Source organism: Klebsiella sp. OBRC7, assembly GCF_000293135.1.
Classification (GTDB): Bacteria; Pseudomonadota; Gammaproteobacteria; order Enterobacterales; family Enterobacteriaceae; genus Klebsiella; species Klebsiella michiganensis.
Map to the genome: position 1 here is coordinate 1 of NZ_ALNJ01000104.1, position 20,433 is coordinate 20,433.

At 50.7% G+C, this 20,433-nt stretch carries 35 protein-coding genes and 1 rRNA gene; 30 read left to right on the forward strand and 6 right to left on the reverse strand.

The genetic code is table 11. The features are described 5' to 3' along the window. The 23 genes from rplP to HMPREF1144_RS31865 all read left to right on the forward strand — a co-directional run. Positions 1–326 (forward strand): 50S ribosomal protein L16 (rplP, locus tag HMPREF1144_RS21325; RefSeq protein ID WP_042928212.1); only part of this gene is annotated, 326 nt, incomplete at its 5' end. Further along, a complete protein-coding gene (rpmC, locus tag HMPREF1144_RS21330; protein WP_002919754.1) occupies positions 326–517 on the forward strand; it encodes a 50S ribosomal protein L29 in 192 nt (63 codons plus the stop codon). The genes rplP and rpmC, both read left to right, overlap by 1 nt. After that, a complete protein-coding gene (gene rpsQ / locus HMPREF1144_RS21335) occupies positions 517–771 on the forward strand; it encodes a 30S ribosomal protein S17 (RefSeq protein WP_004106347.1) in 255 nt (84 codons plus the stop codon). Before rpmC ends, rpsQ begins: the two co-directional genes overlap by 1 nt. A gap of 165 nt (positions 772–936) precedes the next feature. Beyond that, entirely contained in the window at positions 937–1,308 is a 372-nt protein-coding gene (gene rplN / locus HMPREF1144_RS21340; protein ID WP_000613954.1) for a 50S ribosomal protein L14, read from the forward strand. Between the two features lie 10 nt (positions 1,309–1,318). Then, positions 1,319–1,633 carry a 50S ribosomal protein L24 gene (gene rplX / locus HMPREF1144_RS21345; RefSeq protein ID WP_004106345.1) on the forward strand — a complete coding sequence of 105 codons (315 nt, stop codon included), beginning with the start codon at positions 1,319–1,321 and terminating at the stop codon, positions 1,631–1,633. 14 nt (positions 1,634–1,647) lie between these two features. After that, positions 1,648–2,187, forward strand: coding sequence for a 50S ribosomal protein L5 (rplE, locus tag HMPREF1144_RS21350; RefSeq protein WP_001096202.1), 540 nt, complete (start codon positions 1,648–1,650; stop codon positions 2,185–2,187). Between the two features lie 14 nt (positions 2,188–2,201). Next, complete coding sequence (gene rpsN / locus HMPREF1144_RS21355; protein ID WP_002919667.1) at positions 2,202–2,507, forward strand: 30S ribosomal protein S14; 306 nt, start codon at positions 2,202–2,204, stop codon at positions 2,505–2,507. Between the two features lie 33 nt (positions 2,508–2,540). Beyond that, a complete protein-coding gene (gene rpsH / locus HMPREF1144_RS21360; RefSeq protein ID WP_004106343.1) occupies positions 2,541–2,933 on the forward strand; it encodes a 30S ribosomal protein S8 in 393 nt (130 codons plus the stop codon). Positions 2,934–2,945: 12 nt separating this feature from the next. Beyond that, positions 2,946–3,479 (forward strand): 50S ribosomal protein L6, encoded by a 534-nt coding sequence (gene rplF, locus HMPREF1144_RS21365; RefSeq protein WP_004106341.1) that lies wholly within the window; start codon positions 2,946–2,948, stop codon positions 3,477–3,479. Between the two features lie 9 nt (positions 3,480–3,488). Next, positions 3,489–3,842, forward strand: a complete 354-nt coding sequence (gene rplR, locus HMPREF1144_RS21370) for a 50S ribosomal protein L18 (protein ID WP_000358960.1) — start codon at positions 3,489–3,491, stop codon at positions 3,840–3,842. A 14-nt stretch (positions 3,843–3,856) separates the two neighbouring features. Further along, on the forward strand, positions 3,857–4,360 hold the full coding sequence (rpsE, locus tag HMPREF1144_RS21375; RefSeq protein ID WP_004106339.1) for a 30S ribosomal protein S5: 504 nt from the start codon (positions 3,857–3,859) through the stop codon (positions 4,358–4,360). 3 nt (positions 4,361–4,363) lie between these two features. Then, complete coding sequence (rpmD, locus tag HMPREF1144_RS21380; protein WP_001140434.1) at positions 4,364–4,543, forward strand: 50S ribosomal protein L30; 180 nt, start codon at positions 4,364–4,366, stop codon at positions 4,541–4,543. Between the two features lie 3 nt (positions 4,544–4,546). Further along, positions 4,547–4,981 (forward strand): 50S ribosomal protein L15, encoded by a 435-nt coding sequence (gene rplO, locus HMPREF1144_RS21385; RefSeq protein ID WP_004106336.1) that lies wholly within the window; start codon positions 4,547–4,549, stop codon positions 4,979–4,981. Between the two features lie 7 nt (positions 4,982–4,988). Beyond that, positions 4,989–6,320, forward strand: coding sequence for a preprotein translocase subunit SecY (secY, locus tag HMPREF1144_RS21390; RefSeq protein ID WP_004106334.1), 1,332 nt, complete (start codon positions 4,989–4,991; stop codon positions 6,318–6,320). Positions 6,321–6,351: 31 nt separating this feature from the next. Continuing rightward, entirely contained in the window at positions 6,352–6,468 is a 117-nt protein-coding gene (rpmJ, locus tag HMPREF1144_RS21395; protein WP_000868187.1) for a 50S ribosomal protein L36, read from the forward strand. Positions 6,469–6,614: 146 nt separating this feature from the next. Next, positions 6,615–6,971, forward strand: a complete 357-nt coding sequence (rpsM, locus tag HMPREF1144_RS21400; protein ID WP_004106333.1) for a 30S ribosomal protein S13 — start codon at positions 6,615–6,617, stop codon at positions 6,969–6,971. 16 nt (positions 6,972–6,987) lie between these two features. After that, positions 6,988–7,377, forward strand: a complete 390-nt coding sequence (rpsK, locus tag HMPREF1144_RS21405; protein WP_004138423.1) for a 30S ribosomal protein S11 — start codon at positions 6,988–6,990, stop codon at positions 7,375–7,377. Positions 7,378–7,410: 33 nt separating this feature from the next. After that, positions 7,411–8,031, forward strand: coding sequence for a 30S ribosomal protein S4 (gene rpsD / locus HMPREF1144_RS21410; RefSeq protein ID WP_004125897.1), 621 nt, complete (start codon positions 7,411–7,413; stop codon positions 8,029–8,031). Positions 8,032–8,056: 25 nt separating this feature from the next. Then, positions 8,057–9,046: a DNA-directed RNA polymerase subunit alpha gene (locus HMPREF1144_RS21415; protein ID WP_002919219.1), complete on the forward strand. Its 990-nt coding sequence runs from the start codon at positions 8,057–8,059 to the stop codon at positions 9,044–9,046. Positions 9,047–9,086: 40 nt separating this feature from the next. After that, on the forward strand, positions 9,087–9,473 hold the full coding sequence (gene rplQ, locus HMPREF1144_RS21420; protein ID WP_001216372.1) for a 50S ribosomal protein L17: 387 nt from the start codon (positions 9,087–9,089) through the stop codon (positions 9,471–9,473). A 107-nt stretch (positions 9,474–9,580) separates the two neighbouring features. Then, entirely contained in the window at positions 9,581–9,949 is a 369-nt protein-coding gene (locus HMPREF1144_RS21425; RefSeq protein ID WP_009653919.1) for a DUF1992 domain-containing protein, read from the forward strand. Positions 9,950–9,951: 2 nt separating this feature from the next. Beyond that, positions 9,952–10,377 (forward strand): Zn(2+)-responsive transcriptional regulator, encoded by a 426-nt coding sequence (gene zntR, locus HMPREF1144_RS21430; protein ID WP_004854766.1) that lies wholly within the window; start codon positions 9,952–9,954, stop codon positions 10,375–10,377. A gap of 58 nt (positions 10,378–10,435) precedes the next feature. After that, positions 10,436–10,696 (forward strand): alternative ribosome-rescue factor A, encoded by a 261-nt coding sequence (locus HMPREF1144_RS31865; protein ID WP_009653921.1) that lies wholly within the window; start codon positions 10,436–10,438, stop codon positions 10,694–10,696. Here HMPREF1144_RS31865 and mscL read toward each other — a convergent pair. From mscL to def, 5 genes are all read right to left on the reverse strand, one after another. After that, positions 10,650–11,063: a large-conductance mechanosensitive channel protein MscL gene (gene mscL, locus HMPREF1144_RS21435; protein WP_004106310.1), complete on the reverse strand. Its 414-nt coding sequence runs from the start codon at positions 11,061–11,063 to the stop codon at positions 10,650–10,652. The genes HMPREF1144_RS31865 and mscL overlap by 47 nt on opposite strands. Before the next feature lie 140 nt (positions 11,064–11,203). Continuing rightward, the gene (gene trkA / locus HMPREF1144_RS21440) at positions 11,204–12,580 is read right to left on the reverse strand and encodes a Trk system potassium transporter TrkA (protein WP_004854759.1); all 1,377 of its coding nucleotides are present in this window, start codon (positions 12,578–12,580) and stop codon (positions 11,204–11,206) included. Positions 12,581–12,601: 21 nt separating this feature from the next. Next, a complete protein-coding gene (gene rsmB / locus HMPREF1144_RS21445) occupies positions 12,602–13,891 on the reverse strand; it encodes a 16S rRNA (cytosine(967)-C(5))-methyltransferase RsmB (protein ID WP_004854758.1) in 1,290 nt (429 codons plus the stop codon). A gap of 51 nt (positions 13,892–13,942) precedes the next feature. Next, on the reverse strand, positions 13,943–14,890 hold the full coding sequence (gene fmt / locus HMPREF1144_RS21450) for a methionyl-tRNA formyltransferase (protein ID WP_004854753.1): 948 nt from the start codon (positions 14,888–14,890) through the stop codon (positions 13,943–13,945). 14 nt (positions 14,891–14,904) lie between these two features. Then, a complete protein-coding gene (gene def, locus HMPREF1144_RS21455) occupies positions 14,905–15,414 on the reverse strand; it encodes a peptide deformylase (protein ID WP_004854751.1) in 510 nt (169 codons plus the stop codon). 129 nt (positions 15,415–15,543) lie between these two features. Here def and dprA point away from each other — a divergent pair, with 129 nt between their 5' ends. Genes dprA through HMPREF1144_RS21480 form a run of 6 tightly spaced genes read left to right on the forward strand, consistent with a single transcriptional unit; the run spans position 15,544 to position 19,336 of the window. Then, the gene (gene dprA, locus HMPREF1144_RS21460; RefSeq protein ID WP_009653922.1) at positions 15,544–16,668 is read left to right on the forward strand and encodes a DNA-protecting protein DprA; all 1,125 of its coding nucleotides are present in this window, start codon (positions 15,544–15,546) and stop codon (positions 16,666–16,668) included. Continuing rightward, positions 16,640–17,113 carry a DUF494 family protein Smg gene (gene smg / locus HMPREF1144_RS21465; RefSeq protein WP_004125874.1) on the forward strand — a complete coding sequence of 158 codons (474 nt, stop codon included), beginning with the start codon at positions 16,640–16,642 and terminating at the stop codon, positions 17,111–17,113. Before dprA ends, smg begins: the two co-directional genes overlap by 29 nt. Before the next feature lie 27 nt (positions 17,114–17,140). Further along, the gene (locus HMPREF1144_RS31870) at positions 17,141–17,683 is read left to right on the forward strand and encodes a type I DNA topoisomerase (RefSeq protein ID WP_071532300.1); all 543 of its coding nucleotides are present in this window, start codon (positions 17,141–17,143) and stop codon (positions 17,681–17,683) included. A gap of 4 nt (positions 17,684–17,687) precedes the next feature. Then, positions 17,688–18,260 (forward strand): L-threonylcarbamoyladenylate synthase type 1 TsaC, encoded by a 573-nt coding sequence (gene tsaC, locus HMPREF1144_RS21470; RefSeq protein ID WP_004854739.1) that lies wholly within the window; start codon positions 17,688–17,690, stop codon positions 18,258–18,260. 3 nt (positions 18,261–18,263) lie between these two features. Beyond that, positions 18,264–19,082, forward strand: coding sequence for a shikimate dehydrogenase (gene aroE / locus HMPREF1144_RS21475; protein WP_004854736.1), 819 nt, complete (start codon positions 18,264–18,266; stop codon positions 19,080–19,082). Next, entirely contained in the window at positions 19,079–19,336 is a 258-nt protein-coding gene (locus HMPREF1144_RS21480; protein ID WP_004854733.1) for a DUF1488 domain-containing protein, read from the forward strand. The genes aroE and HMPREF1144_RS21480 overlap by 4 nt, the downstream gene beginning before the upstream one ends. Here the strand turns inward: HMPREF1144_RS21480 and HMPREF1144_RS21485 are convergent. Next, the gene (locus tag HMPREF1144_RS21485) at positions 19,312–19,866 is read right to left on the reverse strand and encodes a gamma carbonic anhydrase family protein (RefSeq protein ID WP_009653926.1); all 555 of its coding nucleotides are present in this window, start codon (positions 19,864–19,866) and stop codon (positions 19,312–19,314) included. The two genes, HMPREF1144_RS21480 and HMPREF1144_RS21485, sit on opposite strands and share 25 nt — an antisense overlap. Positions 19,867–20,338: 472 nt before the next feature. Here HMPREF1144_RS21485 and HMPREF1144_RS21490 point away from each other — a divergent pair. Then, positions 20,339–20,433 (forward strand): 16S ribosomal RNA (locus HMPREF1144_RS21490); the annotation flags it as partial.

Consider the following 20,433-nt stretch of genomic DNA (forward strand, 5'->3'; position numbering starts at 1 on the left):
GCACTTTCGGTCTGAAAGCTGTTGGCCGTGGTCGTCTGACTGCACGTCAGATCGAAGCAGCACGTCGTGCTATGACCCGTGCAGTTAAGCGTCAAGGTAAGATCTGGATCCGTGTATTCCCGGACAAACCGATCACCGAGAAGCCGCTGGAAGTTCGTATGGGTAAAGGTAAAGGTAACGTGGAGTACTGGGTTGCCTTGATTCAGCCGGGTAAAGTCCTTTATGAAATGGACGGCGTACCGGAAGAGCTGGCCCGTGAAGCATTCGGCCTGGCAGCAGCGAAACTGCCGATCAAAACCACCTTTGTAACTAAGACGGTGATGTAATGAAAGCAAAAGAGCTGCGTGAAAAAAGCGTTGAAGAGCTGAACGCTGAGCTGCTGAACCTGCTGCGTGAGCAGTTCAACCTGCGTATGCAGGCTGCAAGTGGCCAGCTGCAACAGACTCATCTGCTGAAGCAAGTGCGTCGTGATGTTGCACGCGTTAAGACTTTACTGACTCAGAAGGCGGGTGCGTAATGACCGATAAAATCCGTACTCTGCAAGGTCGCGTGGTTAGCGACAAAATGGAGAAATCCATTGTTGTTGCTATCGAACGTATGGTGAAACACCCGGTATACGGCAAATTCATCAAGCGTACGACCAAACTGCACGTACATGACGAGAACAACGAATGCGGTATCGGCGACGTGGTTGAAATCCGCGAATGCCGTCCGCTGTCCAAGACTAAGTCCTGGACGCTGGTTCGCGTTGTAGAGAAAGCGGTTCTGTAATAGAGTACGCATTCTCGATACGGATAAACGGCTCAGCGATGAGCCGTTTATTTTTTCTACCCATATCTGATTTGCGGTGTTATAATGCCGCGCCCTCGATATGGGGCTTTTTTAACGACCCTATTTTTGGGTCTCAGTAGTAGTTGACATTAGCGGAGCACTAAAATGATCCAAGAACAGACTATGCTGAACGTCGCCGACAACTCCGGTGCACGTCGCGTAATGTGTATCAAGGTTCTGGGTGGCTCGCACCGTCGCTACGCAGGCGTAGGCGACATCATCAAGATCACCATCAAAGAAGCAATTCCGCGTGGTAAGGTCAAAAAAGGTGATGTGCTGAAGGCGGTAGTGGTGCGCACCAAGAAGGGTGTTCGTCGCCCGGACGGTTCTGTCATTCGCTTCGATGGTAATGCATGCGTTATTTTAAACAATAACAGCGAGCAGCCCATCGGTACGCGTATTTTTGGGCCGGTAACTCGTGAACTTCGTAACGAGAAGTTCATGAAAATTATCTCTCTGGCCCCAGAAGTACTCTAAGGAGCGAATCATGGCAGCGAAAATCCGTCGTGATGACGAAGTTATCGTGTTAACCGGTAAAGATAAAGGTAAACGCGGTAAAGTTAAGAATGTCTTGTCTTCCGGCAAGCTCATTGTTGAAGGTATCAACCTGGTTAAGAAACACCAGAAGCCGGTTCCGGCTCTGAACCAACCAGGCGGCATCGTTGAAAAAGAAGCTGCTATTCAGGTTTCTAACGTTGCAATCTTCAATGCGGCAACCGGCAAGGCTGACCGTGTAGGCTTTAGATTCGAAGACGGCAAAAAAGTCCGTTTCTTCAAATCTAACAGCGAAACTATCAAGTAATTTGGAGTAGTACGATGGCGAAACTGCATGATTACTACAAAGACGAAGTAGTTAAAAAGCTCATGACTGAGTTTAACTACAATTCTGTCATGCAAGTCCCTCGGGTCGAGAAGATCACCCTGAACATGGGTGTTGGTGAAGCGATCGCTGACAAGAAACTGCTGGATAACGCAGCAGCAGATCTGACAGCAATCTCCGGTCAAAAACCGCTGATCACCAAAGCACGCAAATCAGTTGCAGGCTTCAAAATCCGTCAGGGCTATCCGATCGGCTGTAAAGTAACTCTGCGTGGCGAACGCATGTGGGAGTTCTTTGAGCGCCTGATCACTATTGCTGTACCGCGTATCCGTGACTTCCGTGGCTTGTCCGCTAAGTCTTTCGACGGTCGTGGCAACTACAGCATGGGTGTCCGTGAGCAGATCATCTTCCCAGAAATCGACTACGATAAAGTCGACCGCGTTCGTGGTTTGGATATTACCATTACCACTACTGCGAAATCTGATGAAGAAGGCCGCGCTCTGCTGGCTGCCTTTGACTTCCCGTTCCGCAAGTAAGGTAGGGTTACTTAATGGCTAAGCAATCAATGAAAGCACGCGAAGTAAAGCGCGTGGCTTTAGCTGATAAATTCTTCGCTAAACGCGCTGAACTGAAAGCTATCATCTCTGATGTGAACGCAACCGACGAAGATCGTTGGAATGCTGTTCTCAAGCTGCAGACTCTGCCGCGTGATTCCAGCCCGTCTCGTCAGCGTAATCGCTGCCGTCAAACAGGTCGTCCGCATGGTTTCCTGCGGAAGTTCGGGTTGAGCCGTATCAAGGTCCGTGAAGCCGCAATGCGCGGTGAAATCCCGGGTCTGAAAAAGGCTAGCTGGTAATTGTCACCAATTGAATCACGGGAGTAAAGACAGATGAGCATGCAAGATCCGATCGCGGATATGCTGACCCGTATCCGTAACGGTCAGGCCGCGAATAAAGCTGCGGTCACCATGCCTTCCTCCAAGCTGAAAGTGGCAATTGCCAACGTGCTGAAGGAAGAAGGCTTTATTGAAGATTTTAAAGTTGAAGGCGACATCAAGCCGGAACTGGAACTGACTCTTAAGTATTTCCAGGGTAAAGCTGTTGTAGAAAGCATTCAGCGTGTCAGCCGCCCAGGTCTGCGCATCTACAAACGTAAAGATGAGCTGCCGAAAGTTATGGCGGGTCTGGGTATCGCGGTTATTTCTACCTCTAAAGGTGTTATGACCGATCGTGCAGCGCGCCAGGCTGGTCTTGGTGGCGAAATTATCTGCTACGTAGCCTAATCGGAGGAAAAAATGTCTCGTGTTGCTAAAGCACCGGTCGTTGTTCCTGCCGGCGTTGATGTAAAAATCAACGGTCAGGTTATTACGATCAAAGGTAAAAACGGCGAGCTGACTCGTACCCTCAACAATGCTGTTGAAGTTAAACATGCAGATAATGCTCTGACCTTCGGTCCGCGTGATGGTTTCGTGGATGGATGGGCTCAGGCTGGTACCGCGCGTGCCCTGCTGAACTCAATGGTTGTTGGTGTTACCGAAGGCTTCACTAAAAAGCTTCAGCTGGTTGGTGTAGGCTATCGTGCAGCGGTCAAAGGGGATGTAGTAAACCTGGCTTTAGGTTTCTCTCATCCTGTTGAGCATAAACTGCCGGCCGGTATCACTGCAGAATGTCCGACTCAAACTGAAATCGTGCTGAAAGGCGCTGATAAGCAGGTGATCGGTCAGGTTGCAGCAGATCTGCGCGCCTACCGTCGTCCTGAGCCTTATAAAGGTAAGGGTGTTCGTTACGCCGACGAAGTCGTGCGTACCAAAGAGGCTAAGAAGAAGTAAGGTAACACTATGGATAAGAAATCTGCTCGTATCCGTCGTGCGACCCGCGCACGCCGCAAGCTCCAGGAGCTGGGTGCAACTCGCCTGGTGGTACATCGTACCCCGCGTCATATTTACGCACAGGTAATTGCACCGAACGGTTCTGAAGTTCTGGTAGCTGCTTCTACTGTAGAAAAAGCTATCGCTGAACAACTGAAGTACACCGGTAACAAAGACGCGGCAGCAGCTGTGGGTAAAGCTGTTGCTGAACGCGCTCTGGAAAAAGGCATCAAAGATGTTTCCTTTGACCGTTCCGGGTTCCAATATCATGGTCGTGTCCAGGCACTGGCAGATGCTGCCCGTGAAGCTGGCCTTCAGTTCTAAGGTAGAGGTGTAAGATGGCTCACATCGAAAAACAAGCTGGCGAACTGCAGGAAAAGCTGATCGCGGTTAACCGCGTATCTAAAACCGTTAAAGGTGGTCGTATTTTCTCCTTCACAGCTCTGACTGTAGTTGGTGACGGTAACGGTCGCGTTGGTTTTGGTTACGGTAAAGCGCGTGAAGTTCCAGCAGCGATCCAGAAAGCGATGGAAAAAGCCCGTCGCAATATGATTAACGTCGCGCTGAACCACGGCACCCTGCAGCACCCGGTTAAAGGTGTTCACACGGGTTCTCGTGTATTCATGCAGCCAGCTTCCGAAGGTACCGGTATCATTGCCGGTGGTGCAATGCGCGCCGTTCTGGAAGTTGCTGGAGTTCATAACGTTCTGGCCAAAGCATATGGTTCCACCAACCCGATCAACGTGGTTCGTGCAACTATTGATGGCCTGGAAAATATGAATTCTCCAGAAATGGTCGCTGCCAAGCGTGGTAAATCCGTTGAAGAAATTCTGGGGAAATAAACCATGGCAAAGACTATTAAAATTACTCAAACCCGCAGTGCAATCGGTCGTTTGCCGAAACACAAGGCAACGCTGCTTGGCCTGGGTCTGCGTCGTATTGGTCACACCGTAGAGCGCGAGGATACTCCTGCTGTTCGTGGTATGGTCAACGCGGTTTCCTTCATGGTTAAAGTTGAGGAGTAAGAGATGCGTTTAAATACTCTGTCTCCGGCCGAAGGCTCCAAAAAGGCGGGTAAACGCCTGGGTCGTGGTATCGGTTCTGGCCTCGGTAAAACCGGTGGTCGTGGTCACAAAGGTCAGAACTCTCGTTCTGGCGGTGGCGTACGTCGCGGTTTCGAAGGAGGTCAGATGCCTCTGTACCGTCGTCTGCCGAAATTCGGCTTCACTTCTCGTAAAGCGATGATCACTGCAGAAGTTCGTCTGTCGGATCTGGCTCACGTAGAAGGCGATGTTATCGACCTGAACACGCTGAAAGCGGCTAACATTATCGGTATCCAGATCGAATTTGCGAAAGTGATCCTGTCTGGTGAAGTATCTCGTCCGGTAACTGTTCGTGGCCTGCGCGTGACTAAAGGTGCTCGTGCTGCTATCGAAGCTGCTGGCGGTAAAATTGAGGAATAAGTAGCAGATGGCTAAGCAACCGGGATTAGATTTTCAAAGTGCCAAAGGTGGGATTGGCGAACTGAAGCGCAGACTGTTGTTTGTAATCGGTGCGTTGATTGTGTTCCGTATTGGCTCTTTTATTCCGATCCCTGGTATTGATGCCGCTGTACTTGCCAAACTGCTTGAGCAACAGCGAGGCACCATCATTGAAATGTTCAACATGTTCTCTGGTGGTGCTCTCAGCCGTGCTTCTATCTTTGCGTTGGGTATCATGCCGTATATTTCGGCATCGATCATTGTCCAGCTGTTGACGGTTGTTTATCAGCCGTTAGCAGAGCTGAAGAAAGAAGGGGAGTCTGGTCGTCGTAAGATCAGCCAGTACACCCGCTACGGTACTCTGGTGCTGGCGATATTCCAGTCGATCGGTATTGCTACCGGTCTGCCGAATATGCCTGGTATGCAGGGCCTGGTGATTAATCCAGGCTTTGCATTCTATTTCACCGCTGTTGTGAGTCTGGTTTCAGGAACAATGTTCCTGATGTGGCTCGGCGAACAGATTACTGAGCGTGGTATCGGAAACGGTATCTCGATCATTATCTTCGCCGGTATCGTTGCGGGTCTCCCGCCGGCCATCGCCCATACTATCGAGCAAGCGCGTCAAGGCGACCTGCACTTCCTCCTGTTGCTGTTGGTTGCAGTATTAGTATTTGCAGTGACCTTCTTTGTTGTCTTTGTAGAGCGTGGTCAACGCCGCATTGTGGTAAACTACGCTAAACGTCAACAGGGTCGTCGTGTCTATGCTGCACAGAGCACACATTTACCGCTGAAAGTGAATATGGCAGGGGTTATCCCGGCAATCTTCGCTTCCAGTATTATTCTGTTCCCGGCTACCATTACATCTTGGTTCGGGGGCGGTACTGGTTGGAACTGGCTGACAACAATTTCGCTGTATTTGCAGCCTGGGCAACCGCTTTATGTGTTACTCTATGCGTCTGCAATCATCTTCTTCTGTTTCTTCTACACGGCGTTGGTTTTCAACCCGCGTGAAACAGCAGATAACCTGAAGAAGTCCGGTGCATTTGTACCAGGAATTCGTCCGGGAGAGCAAACGGCGAAGTATATCGATAAAGTAATGACTCGCCTGACTTTGGTCGGTGCGTTATACATCACTTTTATCTGCCTGATCCCGGAGTTCATGCGTGATGCAATGAAAGTACCGTTCTACTTTGGTGGGACCTCACTGCTTATCGTTGTTGTCGTGATTATGGACTTTATGGCTCAAGTGCAAACTCTGATGATGTCGAGTCAGTACGAGTCTGCATTGAAGAAGGCGAACCTGAAAGGCTACGGCCGCTAACAGGTCGCTCGAGAAGTTACGGAGAGTAAAAATGAAAGTTCGTGCTTCCGTCAAGAAATTATGCCGTAACTGCAAAATCGTTAAGCGTGATGGCGTCATCCGCGTGATTTGCAGTGCCGAGCCGAAGCATAAACAGCGCCAAGGCTGATTTATTCGCATATTTTTCTTGCAAAGTTGGGTTGAGCTGGCTAGATTAGCCAGCCAATCTTTTGTATGTCTGTACGTTTCCATTTGAGTATCCTGAAAACGGGCTTTTCAGCATGGTGCGTACATATTAAATAGTAGGAGTGCATAGTGGCCCGTATAGCAGGCATTAACATTCCTGATCACAAACATACCGTAATCGCATTAACCGCTATTTTCGGTATCGGCAAGACCCGCTCTAAAGCCATCTGTGCTGACACGGGTATCGCTGAAAATGTTAAGATCAGTGAGCTGTCTGAAGAACAAATTGAATCCCTGCGTGAAGCGGTTGGTAAATTTGTCGTTGAAGGTGATCTGCGCCGTGAAATCACCCTGAGCATCAAGCGTCTGATGGACCTTGGTTGCTATCGTGGTTTACGCCATCGTCGTGGTCTTCCGGTTCGCGGTCAGCGTACTAAGACCAACGCACGTACCCGTAAGGGTCCGCGTAAACCGATCAAGAAATAGTCGGGGTGATTGAATAATGGCAAAGGCACCAGTTCGTGCACGTAAGCGTGTAAGAAAACAAGTCTCTGATGGCGTGGCTCATGTCCATGCTTCTTTTAACAACACCATCGTTACCATTACCGATCGTCAGGGTAACGCACTGGGTTGGGCAACAGCCGGTGGTTCCGGTTTCCGTGGTTCTCGCAAATCCACTCCGTTTGCAGCTCAGGTTGCAGCAGAGCGTTGCGCTGAAGCCGTAAAAGAATACGGCATCAAGAATCTGGAAGTTATGGTCAAAGGTCCGGGTCCAGGTCGCGAATCAACTATTCGTGCACTGAACGCCGCTGGTTTCCGCATCACTAATATTACTGATGTGACTCCGATCCCTCATAACGGTTGTCGTCCGCCGAAAAAACGTCGCGTATAACGCGTTCGTTTCTAGGATTGTTGGAGAAAGAAAATGGCAAGATATTTGGGTCCTAAGCTCAAGCTGAGCCGTCGTGAGGGCACAGACCTGTTCCTTAAGTCTGGCGTTCGCGCGATCGATACCAAGTGTAAAATTGAACAAGCTCCTGGCCAGCACGGTGCGCGTAAACCGCGTCTGTCTGACTATGGTGTGCAGTTGCGTGAAAAGCAAAAAGTTCGCCGTATGTACGGTGTGCTGGAGCGTCAGTTCCGTAACTACTATAAAGAAGCAGCGCGTCTGAAAGGCAACACCGGTGAAAACCTGTTGACTCTGCTGGAAGGTCGTCTGGACAACGTTGTATACCGTATGGGCTTCGGCGCGACTCGTGCTGAATCACGTCAGCTGGTTAGCCACAAAGCTATCATGGTAAACGGTCGTGTTGTTAACATCGCTTCTTATCAGGTTAAAGCGAATGACGTTGTCAGCATTCGTGAGAAAGCGAAAAAGCAATCTCGCGTGAAAGCCGCTCTGGAGCTGGCTGAGCAGCGTGAAAAGCCAACCTGGCTGGAAGTTGATGCTGGCAAGATGGAAGGTACGTTCAAGCGTCAGCCGGAACGTTCTGATCTGTCTGCGGACATTAACGAACACCTGATCGTCGAGCTTTACTCCAAGTAAAGCTTAGTACCAAAGAGAGGACACAATGCAGGGTTCTGTGACAGAGTTTCTAAAACCGCGCCTGGTCGATATCGAGCAAGTGAGTTCGACGCACGCCAAGGTGACCCTTGAACCTTTAGAGCGTGGCTTTGGCCATACTCTTGGTAACGCACTGCGCCGTATTCTGCTCTCATCGATGCCGGGTTGCGCGGTGACCGAGGTTGAGATTGATGGTGTACTTCATGAGTACAGCACCAAAGAAGGCGTTCAGGAAGATATCCTTGAAATCCTGCTCAACCTGAAAGGGCTGGCGGTGAGAGTTCAGGGTAAAGATGAAGTTATCCTTACTTTGAACAAATCTGGCATTGGCCCTGTGACCGCAGCCGACATTACCCATGACGGTGATGTCGAAATCGTCAAGCCGCAACATGTGATCTGCCACCTGACCGATGAGAACGCAGCTATTAGCATGCGTATCAAAGTTCAGCGCGGTCGCGGTTATGTGCCGGCTTCTGCCCGAATTCATTCGGAAGAAGATGAGCGCCCAATCGGCCGTCTGCTGGTCGACGCATGCTACAGCCCTGTAGAGCGTATTGCCTACAATGTTGAAGCAGCGCGTGTAGAACAGCGTACCGACCTGGACAAGCTGGTCATCGAAATGGAAACCAACGGCACAATCGATCCTGAAGAGGCGATTCGTCGTGCGGCAACCATCCTGGCAGAACAACTGGAAGCTTTCGTTGATTTACGTGATGTACGTCAGCCGGAAGTGAAAGAAGAGAAACCAGAATTCGATCCGATCCTGCTGCGCCCTGTTGACGATCTCGAATTGACTGTCCGCTCTGCTAACTGCCTTAAGGCAGAAGCTATCCACTATATCGGTGATCTGGTACAGCGTACCGAGGTTGAGTTGCTGAAAACGCCGAACCTGGGTAAAAAATCTCTTACTGAGATTAAAGACGTGCTGGCTTCGCGTGGTTTGTCTCTGGGCATGCGCCTGGAAAACTGGCCACCGGCAAGCATTGCTGACGAGTAACCGGATCACAGGTTAAGGTTTTACTGAGAAGGATAAGGTCATGCGCCATCGTAAGAGTGGTCGTCAACTGAACCGCAACAGCAGCCATCGCCAGGCTATGTTCCGTAACATGGCTGGTTCGCTGGTTCGTCATGAAATCATCAAGACGACCCTGCCGAAAGCGAAAGAACTGCGTCGCGTAGTTGAGCCGCTGATTACTCTTGCCAAGACTGATAGCGTTGCTAATCGTCGTCTGGCATTCGCCCGTACTCGTGATAACGAGATCGTGGCAAAACTGTTTAACGAGCTGGGCCCGCGTTTCGCGAGCCGCGCCGGTGGTTACACTCGTATTCTGAAGTGTGGCTTCCGTGCAGGTGACAACGCGCCGATGGCATACATCGAGCTGGTTGATCGCTCTGAATCGAAAGCAGAAGCTGCTGCAGAGTAATCTGTAGTAACGTAAAAAAACCCGCTCCGGCGGGTTTTTTTATATCCTCCCTATTCCTGCTTGTTTACAATATCTGCATTATTTTTGTTCATCCCCGGAGCCTTATTATGTGGTTACTGGATCAGTGGGCAGAACGCCATATTCTTGATGCACAGCACAAAGGTGAGTTTGATAACCTGCCGGGAAGTGGGGAGCCACTGACTCTGGACGATGACTCGCATGTGCCGCCTGAGCTACGCGCAGGCTATCGATTACTCAAGAATGCGGGTTGTTTACCTCCCGAACTTGAACATCGTAAAGAAGCCGTGATGCTCAATGACTTGCTTAAAGGCGTTCAGGAGAGCGATCCCCGCTATGCTGAGCTGAGCCGTCGTCTGGCGCTGCTCGAGCTAAAGCTGCGGCAGGCGGGCTTGAACACTGACTTTCTGCGTGGGGATTACGCTGATAAGTTGCTGCGAAAGATTAATGAGGATTAATCATGTACCGTATAGGTGAACTGGCTAAATTGGCTGACGTTACTCCCGATACCATCCGCTATTATGAAAAACAGCAGATGATGGATCATAACGTACGCACTGAAGGTGGATTTCGTCTCTATTCGGATAACGATCTACAGAGGCTGCGTTTTATTCGCTATGCCAGGCAGCTTGGTTTTACGCTTGAATCGATCCGCGAACTTCTCTCGATCCGCATCGATCCGGAACATCATACCTGTCAGGAATCTAAAGGCATTGTGCAGGCTCGTTTAAGTGAAGTGGAATCCCGGATTAAAGAGTTACAAGCTATGCGTCGTTCTTTGCAGCGCCTCAATGATGCTTGCTGTGGCACAGCCCACAGCAGCGTCTATTGCTCAATTCTTGAAGCGCTCGAGCAGGGCGCCAGCAGTCAAAATCCAGCACGTTGATTTTTTCATCAGACGCGTCTACACTCACGCCGATTTCTATTACACATCTGGAGAGCTTATGAGCCGCTATCAGCATACTAAAGGGCAAATAAAAGATAACGCCCTTGAGGCACTACTTCATGACCCGTTATTCAGGCAGCGAGTTGAAAAGAACAAGAAAGGGAAAGGCAGCTACCAAAGAAAAGGAAAACATGCGGGACAAAATGGTCGGGAGGCCAGTGGCAAGAAAGTAAATGACTTTTTTACCACTGGCCTTCTGCTTTTAAGGCTTCTTAAGAACGATTGTTTTGTTCTTTCAGCAGGTCACGAATTTCGCTAAGCAGGACTTCTTCTTTGGTTGGCGCCGGTGGTGCCGCCGGGGCCTCTTCCTTTTTCCTGTTCAGTTTATTCATCAGTTTGATTGCCATAAAAATAGCAAACGCCACGATAATAAAATCGAACACGTTCTGAATGAATACGCCGTAATGCATAACGACCGCCGGGATGTCGCCCTGGGCATCCCGTAGCGTCACGGCAAACTGTTTAAAGTCGATTCCGCCAATGAGTAAGCCTAGCGGCGGCATAATAATATCGGCAACTAACGACGATACGATTTTACCAAATGCTGCACCAATGATGACACCGACTGCCAAATCAACCACATTCCCGCGCATCGCAAATTCGCGAAATTCTTTTAAAAAACTCATTTTATTCTCCTTGAGCCAGCTGACACTGATAAGTTTAACAAATGTATTACTATTTTCCATTACCACGAAATAATTGCAGAAAAATATTACCCTTTGATATACAAGGGATAAAAGAAAGGCGTCTTGTCGACGCCTGCGAACTACAAAAAGAAAGGACTTGGCTGGAATAGTCTTTCGACGTCTGAGATGAATTTTTTGTCAGTCAGGAACATAACGACATGATCCCCTTGCTCAATACGCAGATTGTTATTCGCTATCATGACATCATTACCGCGTACAACGGCGCCAATAATTGTTCCGGGGGGAAGCTTAATCTCATCGATAGCGCGTCCAACCACCCGCGAAGTACTTTCATCTCCGTGCGCGACAGCTTCAATAGCCTCTGCGACACCGCGGCGTAGGGAGGAAACGCCGACAATATCGGCTTTACGCACATGGCTGAGCAGCGCAGAGATGGTTGCCTGCTGCGGTGATATTGCAATGTCGATCACGCTCCCCTGGACAAGATCCACGTAGGCACGACGCTGGATTAGTACCATCACCTTTTTGGCCCCCATGCGCTTTGCGAGCATGGCAGACATAATATTGGCTTCATCATCGTTGGTGACGGCAATGAAAAGATCGACTTGATCGATATGTTCCTCAGCCAGCAATTCTTGATCTGAAGCATCGCCGTAGAAGACGATCGTATTTTGCAGCTTTTCTGCAAGCTCTGCGGCACGCTGCTGATTACGTTCAATCAGTTTGACGCTGTAATCTTTCTCTAGCTTATGAGCGAGCCCGGCGCCAATGTTTCCGCCGCCAACCAGCATGATGCGCTTATATGGCTTTTCGAGGCGCTGAAGTTCGCTCATGACGGCGCGAATATGCTGCGAAGCGGCGATGAAAAACACTTCATCACCGGCTTCAACAATGGTTGAACCTTGTGGCCTGATGGGGCGATCGTGACGGAAGATAGCGGCTACGCGTGTGTCAATATGCGGCATATGTTCGCGCATAGTTGAAAGTGCGTTTCCCACTAAAGGACCGCCATAATAGGCTTTAACGACAGCCAGGCTTACTTTTCCTTCGGCAAAATTGACAACCTGCAGCGCGCCTGGATACTCAATCAGGCGGTAAATGCTGTCAATGACCAGCTGCTCTGGCGCGATGAGGTGGTCAATAGGAACCGCTTCTGAGTGAAAAAGTTTCTCGGCATCACGCACATAATCCGGGGAGCGGATGCGAGCAATACGATTTGGGGTATTAAACAGCGAATAGGCGACCTGGCAGGCCACCATATTCGTTTCATCTGAGCTGGTCACTGCGACAAGCATGTCGGCGTCATCCGCACCCGCCTCACGCAGCACGCGTGGATGCGAGCCGTGGCCCTGAACCACTCTGAGATCAAATTTGTCCTGAAGACTGCGAAGGCGGTCGCCATTCGTATCTACCAGCGTAATATCGTTGTTCTCTCCGACAAGGTTTTCTGCCAGAGTTCCGCCGACCTGCCCTGCGCCCAATATGATAATTTTCATCAGTCGCGACTCGTTATCTCATTACTTTTTGATTAGCTTAGCGTAAAAGAAGCCGTCACCTTCTTCAGCACCTGGCAAATTTTGCTGGCCCGGTAAATCTGCGCTGCCGGTTTCGCTGAGAACCGCATCCGCAGTACGCTGCAGGAAGGCTTTAATTTGCTGGCTGTTCTCTTCCGGCAATACCGAACACGTTGCGTAAACCAGAGTCCCGCCTGTTTTCAAATGCGGCCATACGGCATCGAGAATTTCAGACTGCAGCTGGGCCAGTTCCGCGATATCACGATCCCGTCGCAGCCACTTGATATCCGGATGACGGCGAATGACGCCGGTGGCGGAACAGGGAGCGTCCAGCAGAATACGATCGAACTGCTGCTCTCCACACCATTGGGCTGGATAACGACCATCACCTTGTTTAACGGTGGCCTTCATGCCCAGACGCTTCAGGTTGTCATAGACGCGGGAGAGTCGCTGCTCATCAACATCGACGGCCAGCACCTGTGCTTCGGGCGCCGCTTCGAGAATATGCGTGGTTTTACCACCCGGGGCTGCGCACAGATCCAGAATTTGCTCGCCGTTTTTTGGATCAAGAAATGTGATGCAGCCCTGAGCGGAGGCATCCTGAACGGTAACCCAACCCTCTTCGAAACCCGGCAATGCGTAGACCGGCACCGGTGTTTCCATGCGTACAGCGTCAGGGTAAGCAGGATGAGTAAAACCTTTCATTCCCGCCTCTTCCAGCAGTGCCAGCCAGGTGTCGCGCGGATGGTGGGTACGGTTTACGCGCAACCACATTGGCGGACGCTGGTTGTTCGCTTCCACGATCGCTTCCCACTGTGCTGGATAGGCTTTCTGCAGACGTTTCAACAACCAGGACGGATGTAAAAAGCGAATTTCGCTACGAGAAAATTCAGATAACAGTTCTTCCTGCTGGCGCTGAAACTGGCGCAATACGCCGTTAATCAACCCTTTGAGCTGCGGGCGCTTAATCGCTACTGCGCCTTCAACCGTTTCCGCCAATGCAGCATGAGGAGGAATCCGTGTGTACAGCAGTTGGTAAATGCCCACCATAATGAGGTAGTGCACAACACGCTGTTTACCCGTCATCGGCCGGGACATGAGCTTGCCGATCAGCCAATCTAACTGGGAAAGGGTACGTAGCACGCCAAAGCAGAGTTCCTGAAGCAGCGCTTTGTCTTTATCGGATACTTTTTGTTGCAGCGGGGGCAGAACGTTGCTCAGGGATTGCCCTTGTTCGAGAACCTGTTCAACGGCCTGCGCTGCCAGGCTGCGTAAATTGAGTTGTTTTTTCATAAGCACAAAATAAAAATGCCCGGCAACACCGGGCGTATTAAGAAGGGCGCGTCAGACCAGACGGTTGCCAGGAGCGAACCATTCCCGCCGCGAGTTTAATAGATCCTGAGCACTCATTGCTTTTTTCCCGGCAGGCTGTAGCGAGAGTAAATTCAGCACGCCGTCGCTGGTCGCCACCTGAATCCCCTGTTTTGTCGCTTCAATGATGGTCCCCGGTTCGGCTGTTGTGGCCACATCGATAACCGACGCCTGCCAGACTTTTACCGGCTGGCCATCAATTTCTATCCAGCTCATTGGCCACGGGTTAAAGGCGCGAATGCAGCGTTCTAACTGAGCGGCTGGAAGAGACCAGTCGATACGCGCTTCTTCTTTGCTGAGTTTTTGCGCATGGGTAACCTGCGCTTCATCCTGTACAACCGGTTTCGCGGTACCTGCAGCAAGCTGCTTAAGGGTTTCGATCAGCCCCTGCGGCCCCAGGTTAGCCAGCTTGTCGTACAGCGTTCCGCTGGTGTCTTCGGCCGTGATTGGGCACGCAAGTTTATACAGCATATCACCCGTATCGAGACCGACATCCATCTGCATGATGGTGACACCGGTCTCGGTATCGCCAGCCCACAGCGAACGCTGAATGGGCGCCGCGCCGCGCCAGCGCGGAAGCAACGAACCGTGAACGTTAATGCAGCCCAGGCGCGGCATATCCAGCACGGCTTTTGGTAGAAGGAGCCCATAGGCTACGACGACCATGACGTCTGCACGCAGATCGGAGACGAGCTGCTGATTTTCCTGCGGACGTAGTGAAGCTGGCTGGAATACCGGTATGCCTTTTTCTTCAGCAAGAACTTTCACCGGGCTGGGCATGAGTTTTTTACCACGACCTGCCGGACGGTCCGGTTGGGTGAAGACGCCAACAACGTTGTGTCCAGAGGACAGCAGCGCGTCGAGATGACGTGCTGCAAAGTCAGGGGTGCCGGCAAAAATAATACGTAGTGAGTCTGACACGTTTATTCTCGTCCTTAAGCTCGAGCATTCAGACGGTCAAGTTTCTCAACTTTTTGACGAATGCGTTGTTGCTTGAGCGGTGACAGGTAATCGATGAACAGCTTACCGACGAGGTGATCCATCTCGTGCTGAATGCAGATGGCCAGCAGACCGTCGGCTTCAAGCTCAAAAGGTTTGCCTTCGCGATCGAGCGCGCGGATTTTCACTTTTTCTGCACGCGGCACTAAAGCACGCTGTTCAGGAATAGAGAGGCAGCCCTCTTCAATGCCTGTTTCTCCGCTTTTTTCCAGCAGCTCAGGGTTAATTAATACCAGCTGCTCTTCACGATTTTCTGATACATCAATAACAATAATACGCTGGTGAATATCCACCTGCGTTGCGGCCAGACCGATACCTTCTTCAGCATACATCGTCTCGAACATATCATCGACGATACGCTGAATTTCTGCATTTACTTCTTCTACCGGCTTTGCGACTTTGCGAAGGCGCTCGTCCGGAATATGTAACACTTGCAAAACTGACATAGTTATCCAGAGTTGTGTTCAGGAGTTGGAAAGATTATTACCTCTATTCTAGACAAAACCCCCTGCAATTGACAGTCTCGCTGTCCAATCGCAAAGATTGTTAAAGTCGCTTGTGGCAGGGGGATAGGGATGACGCCCAGGGAAATTTGGTTACGTTTGATGAGAGTGAGCAGCCTGTATGGCGAGAGTGCTATCAGTGCCGCCCGTCAGCTATGTTCATCTGCGACGTTAGGTCGAGAAGATTTGCGAGCCTGTGGCTTGAGTCTGGCGCAATCGAAGCATTTCCTCAGCGTTAACCAATGCGAGATAGATGCCACGCTGCAATGGCTGGAGCGACCAAATTGTTATTTACTGACTGCCGAAGATCCGCTCTATCCACCCCAGCTGCGGGCGATTGTCGACTTTCCTTGCGCTCTTTTAGTATGTGGAGACCCTGCGCTGTTGAGCAGCAGGCAGCTGTCCGTCATTGGAAGCCGGGCGCATTCATGGTATGGCGCTCGTTGGGGGAAACTCTTTAGCGAAGCTTTAGCACGTTATGGTATTACGATCACGAGCGGCCTGGCCCTTGGCATTGATGGAATTGCTCATCGTGGTGCGCTGGAAGGGAAAGGTAAAACGGTTGCTGTTTTAGGGAATGGCTTAAGAGAGATCTATCCTCGCCGTCATCAGGCGTTAGCGGAGCAGATTACTAACAGCTGCGGAGCCATCATTTCGGAGTTTCCGCTGTTTACCCCACCCCTGCCGGGCAATTTTCCTCGCCGTAACCGGATTATCAGCGGGCTAAGTGCCGGCGTATTGGTTATTGAGGCGGCCCTGAAAAGCGGCTCATTAGTGACGGTTCGTTATGCTCTGGAGCAGGGGAGGGATGTGTTTGCCCTGCCAGGGCCGATTGGTAGCCCGGGTTCAGAAGGTCCCCACTGGCTTATCAAACAGGGCGCGATTCCCGTGACAGCCCCGGAAGACATTGTCGAATACTGGCGGGATGAGCTGCCATATGTTCTTCCTGAACCAGATGATGCAAATAATTGCGGTAATCGGCCTTCTGTAGCATTGCCATTTCCAGAGCTCCTGGCTAACGTAGGAGATGAGGTAACACCTGTTGACGTTGTCGCTGAACGTGCCGGCCAATCTGTGCCAGTAACCGTAGCCCAGCTACTAGAACTGGAGTTAGCAGGCTGGATCGCAGCTGTACCCGGCGGCTATGTCCGATTAAGGAGGGCAAGCCATGTTCGACGTACTGATGTATCTGTTTGAAACTTACATCCATAACGAAGCAGAAATGCGCGTGGATCAGGACAAGCTGACTCGGGATCTGACCGATGCCGGTTTTGAACGAGAAGATATCTATAACGCCCTGATGTGGCTGGAGAAACTGGCTGATTACCAGGAGGGGCTTGTTGCGCCAATGCAGCTTGCTTCTGACCCACTCTCTTTACGAGTCTACACCGACGAGGAGTGCCAGCGTCTTGATGCAAGCTGCCGGGGATTCTTATTATTCCTTGAGCAAATTCAGGTGTTGAACCTCGAAACACGGGAAATGGTGATTGAGCGTGTACTGGCGCTGGATACGGCAGAGTTCGATCTGGAAGATCTCAAATGGGTGATCCTGATGGTGCTGTTCAATATTCCCGGTTGCGAAAATGCCTACCAGCAAATGGAAGAATTACTCTTTGAAGTAAATGAAGGTATGCTGCACTAACTTTTTTGCTGCGACATTAGAATTGTTATGACCAAAACAGCGCTGTTCTCGGTGCGTAAAAACGAACCCTGCCCGCAGTGTGGGGCTGAACTGGTAATACGCTCCGGGAAACACGGGTCTTTTCTCGGCTGCTCGCATTATCCTGACTGTGACTATGTCCGGCCCCTGAAAAACCAGGCGGACGGACATATTGTCAAAGTTCTGGAGGGGCAAACGTGCCCGTCTTGCGGCGCAGTGCTGGTACTACGCCAGGGGCGTTTTGGTATGTTTATCGGTTGTAGCAGCTATCCAGATTGCGAACATACTGAACTTATCGATAAGCCGGATGAAACCGCAATAGCCTGCCCACAGTGCGGGCAAGGGCATTTGGTTCAGCGCCGCTCACGTTTTGGAAAAAACTTCCATTCCTGCGATCGTTACCCCGATTGCCAGTTCGTCATAAACTTCAGGCCAGTGGCGGGCGAGTGCCCAGAGTGTCATTACCCGTTGCTAATCGAAAAGAAAACGGCGCAGGGCGTTAAACGTTTCTGTGCCAGCAAACAATGTGGAAAGCCGATACCGGCGGAATAAATCTGTGAATAATAACCTGCCCTCAGAAGCCATCGTACGTGCTGTGGCGCTTCTGAATAATGAACATGTCATCGCCTATCCAACTGAAGCCGTTTTTGGCGTCGGTTGCGATCCCGATAGCGAAAAGGCCGTCATGAGCCTGCTTGCACTTAAACAGCGCCCCGTTGAAAAAGGACTGATCCTGATCGCGGCGAACTTCGAGCAACTCAAACCCTATATTGACGATACGCAACTTAGCGATGAGCAGCTGGAGACGATTTTTTCTTGCTGGCCAGGGCCTGTAACATTTGTCTTCCCCGCTTGCGCTTCAACGCCGCGTTGGTTGACGGGGCGCTTCAATTCACTGGCTGTGCGAGTCACGGATCATCCGCTGGTGGTCGAACTGTGTAATGCTTACGGAAAACCGCTGGTTTCAACCAGCGCAAATTTGTCTGGCCAGCCTCCTTGCCGCACGACGGCAGAAGTTTATGCGCAGTTTGGCGCTGATTTCCCGGTCGTTGACGGGGCTACGGGAGGGCGTCAAAACCCATCTGAAATACGTGATGCCTTGACGGGCGAACTCTTCCGCCAGGGGTAACTCATGGAAACTTATGCCGTCTTTGGACACCCTATTGCCCATAGCAAGTCGCCATCAATTCATCGGCTTTTTGCTCAGCAGTTGCAAATTACGCATCCCTATGGCCGTATCCTGGCTCCGCTCGATGATTTCGTTACGACGCTCGATACCTTCTTTAATGAGGGCGGCAAGGGAGCGAACGTCACGGTGCCTTTTAAAGAAGAGGCCTTCGCGCGAGCAGATGAGCTAACCGAACGCGCAGCGCTGGCTGGTGCGGTCAATACGCTTAAACGGTTGGAGGATGGCCGCCTGCTGGGGGACAATACCGATGGTATTGGACTACTGAGCGATCTGGAACGGCTGGGTTTTATTAAACCAGGATTCCGGGTATTGCTTATTGGCGCAGGTGGGGCTTCACGCGGCGTTTTGCTTCCTCTCCTGTCGCTGGATTGTGCCGTGACTATTGTTAATCGTACCTATTCTCGCGCCCATGAACTGGCTACGCTTTTTGCTCATACCGGCAGCGTCCGCGCTTTGGATATAGGAGCATTAGGCGGTCAGGAATTTGATCTCATTATTAATGCGACATCCAGCGGTATTGACGGCGGTGTTCCCGCGATCCCTGTTACCTTAATAAGTCCCCATGTCTGTTGTTATGACATGTTTTACCAGAAAGGTAGTACGCCATTTTTATCCTTATGCCAGCAACACGGTGCGACAAAATGCGCTGATGGGTTGGGAATGCTGGTGGCGCAGGCTGCTCATGCGGTGCTGTTGTGGCACGGCGTTCTGCCAGAAATTACGCCAGTCATTGCGGCTTTGCAGAAGGAACTGAATGCATGAACCAGGCAATTCAGTTTCCAGACAGAGAGGTATGGGATGAAGCGCGTCAATGTATCGCTTTTCCTGCATTAGTTAACGGCATGCAGCTTACCTGCGCCTTAACGCTAACGGTACTCAAGAAGCGTTTTGGCGGTGAAGAGCCGGCGCAATGGCTGGCCGCTTTTCGTGAACATCGCTGGGATCTGGAAGATGAAGCCCAGGATCTCATTCTCAACCATCAAGAAGATGCTCAAGGTTGGATCTGGTTTTCCTGAGCCAGGTAATCACCTTTCCACTTTACATAGTTGTTCGCTGAATATTGTAGCCCGGCAATTTCCGCCTCTGTCAGGGGGCGTATCTGTTTTACCGGGTTACCAAAGTAAAGATAGCCACTCTTGAGACGTTTGTTCTGAGGCACCAGACTGCCAGCCCCAATCATTATATCGTCTTCAACAATTACGCCATCCAACAAAATCGAACCCATACCGACCAGGACCCGGTTACCAATAGTGCAGCCGTGTAGCATCACCTTATGGCCGACGGTAACATCATCGCCAATGATAAGTGGATTGCCCTGTGGATTAGATGAAGACTTATGCGTGACATGTAAGACGCTACCGTCCTGAATGTTAGTGCGGGCGCCTATTTCCACATAGTTCACATCACCGCGAATGGCGACCAGAGGCCAGATACTGACATCGTCAGCTATTCTGACATCGCCGATCACCACGCTGCTGCTGTCGATCATCACGCGTAGGCCCGTTTTAGGGAATAAATCTTTATAACGACGCAAGCTGGTGGCCATGGTTACCTCAATAAACGAAGGGAGTGCAGAGACTTTGGTTGCTTTTCTGGCCGTCTGCAACCCCTTATTGTGGTAAAAATTGAGCGAATTGAGCAATAACGCCGCGAGGCGGCTGAAAAATCATCATTTGGAAAAAAAGATCGAAAAAAGGCTTGTGCAAAAAAATGGGATCCCTATAATGCGCTCCCACTGACACGGCAGATGTGAATCACTTCACAAACAACCCGGTCGGTTGAAGAGAAAAAATCCTGAAATAACGGGTTGACTCTGAAAGAGGAAAGCGTAACATACGCCACCTCGCAACGGTGAGCGAAAGCCGCGTTGCACTGCTCTTTAACAATTTATCAGACAATCTGTGTGGGCACTCAAAGTGACATGGATTCTTAACGTCCTCGGACGAAAAATGAATACCAAGTCTCAAAGAGTGAACACGTAATTCATTACGAAGTTTAATTCTACGAGCATCAAACTTAAATTGAAGAGTTTGATCATGGCTCAGATTGAACGCTGGCGGCAGGCCTAACACATGCAAGTCGAACGGTAGCACAGAGAGCTTGCTCTCGGGTG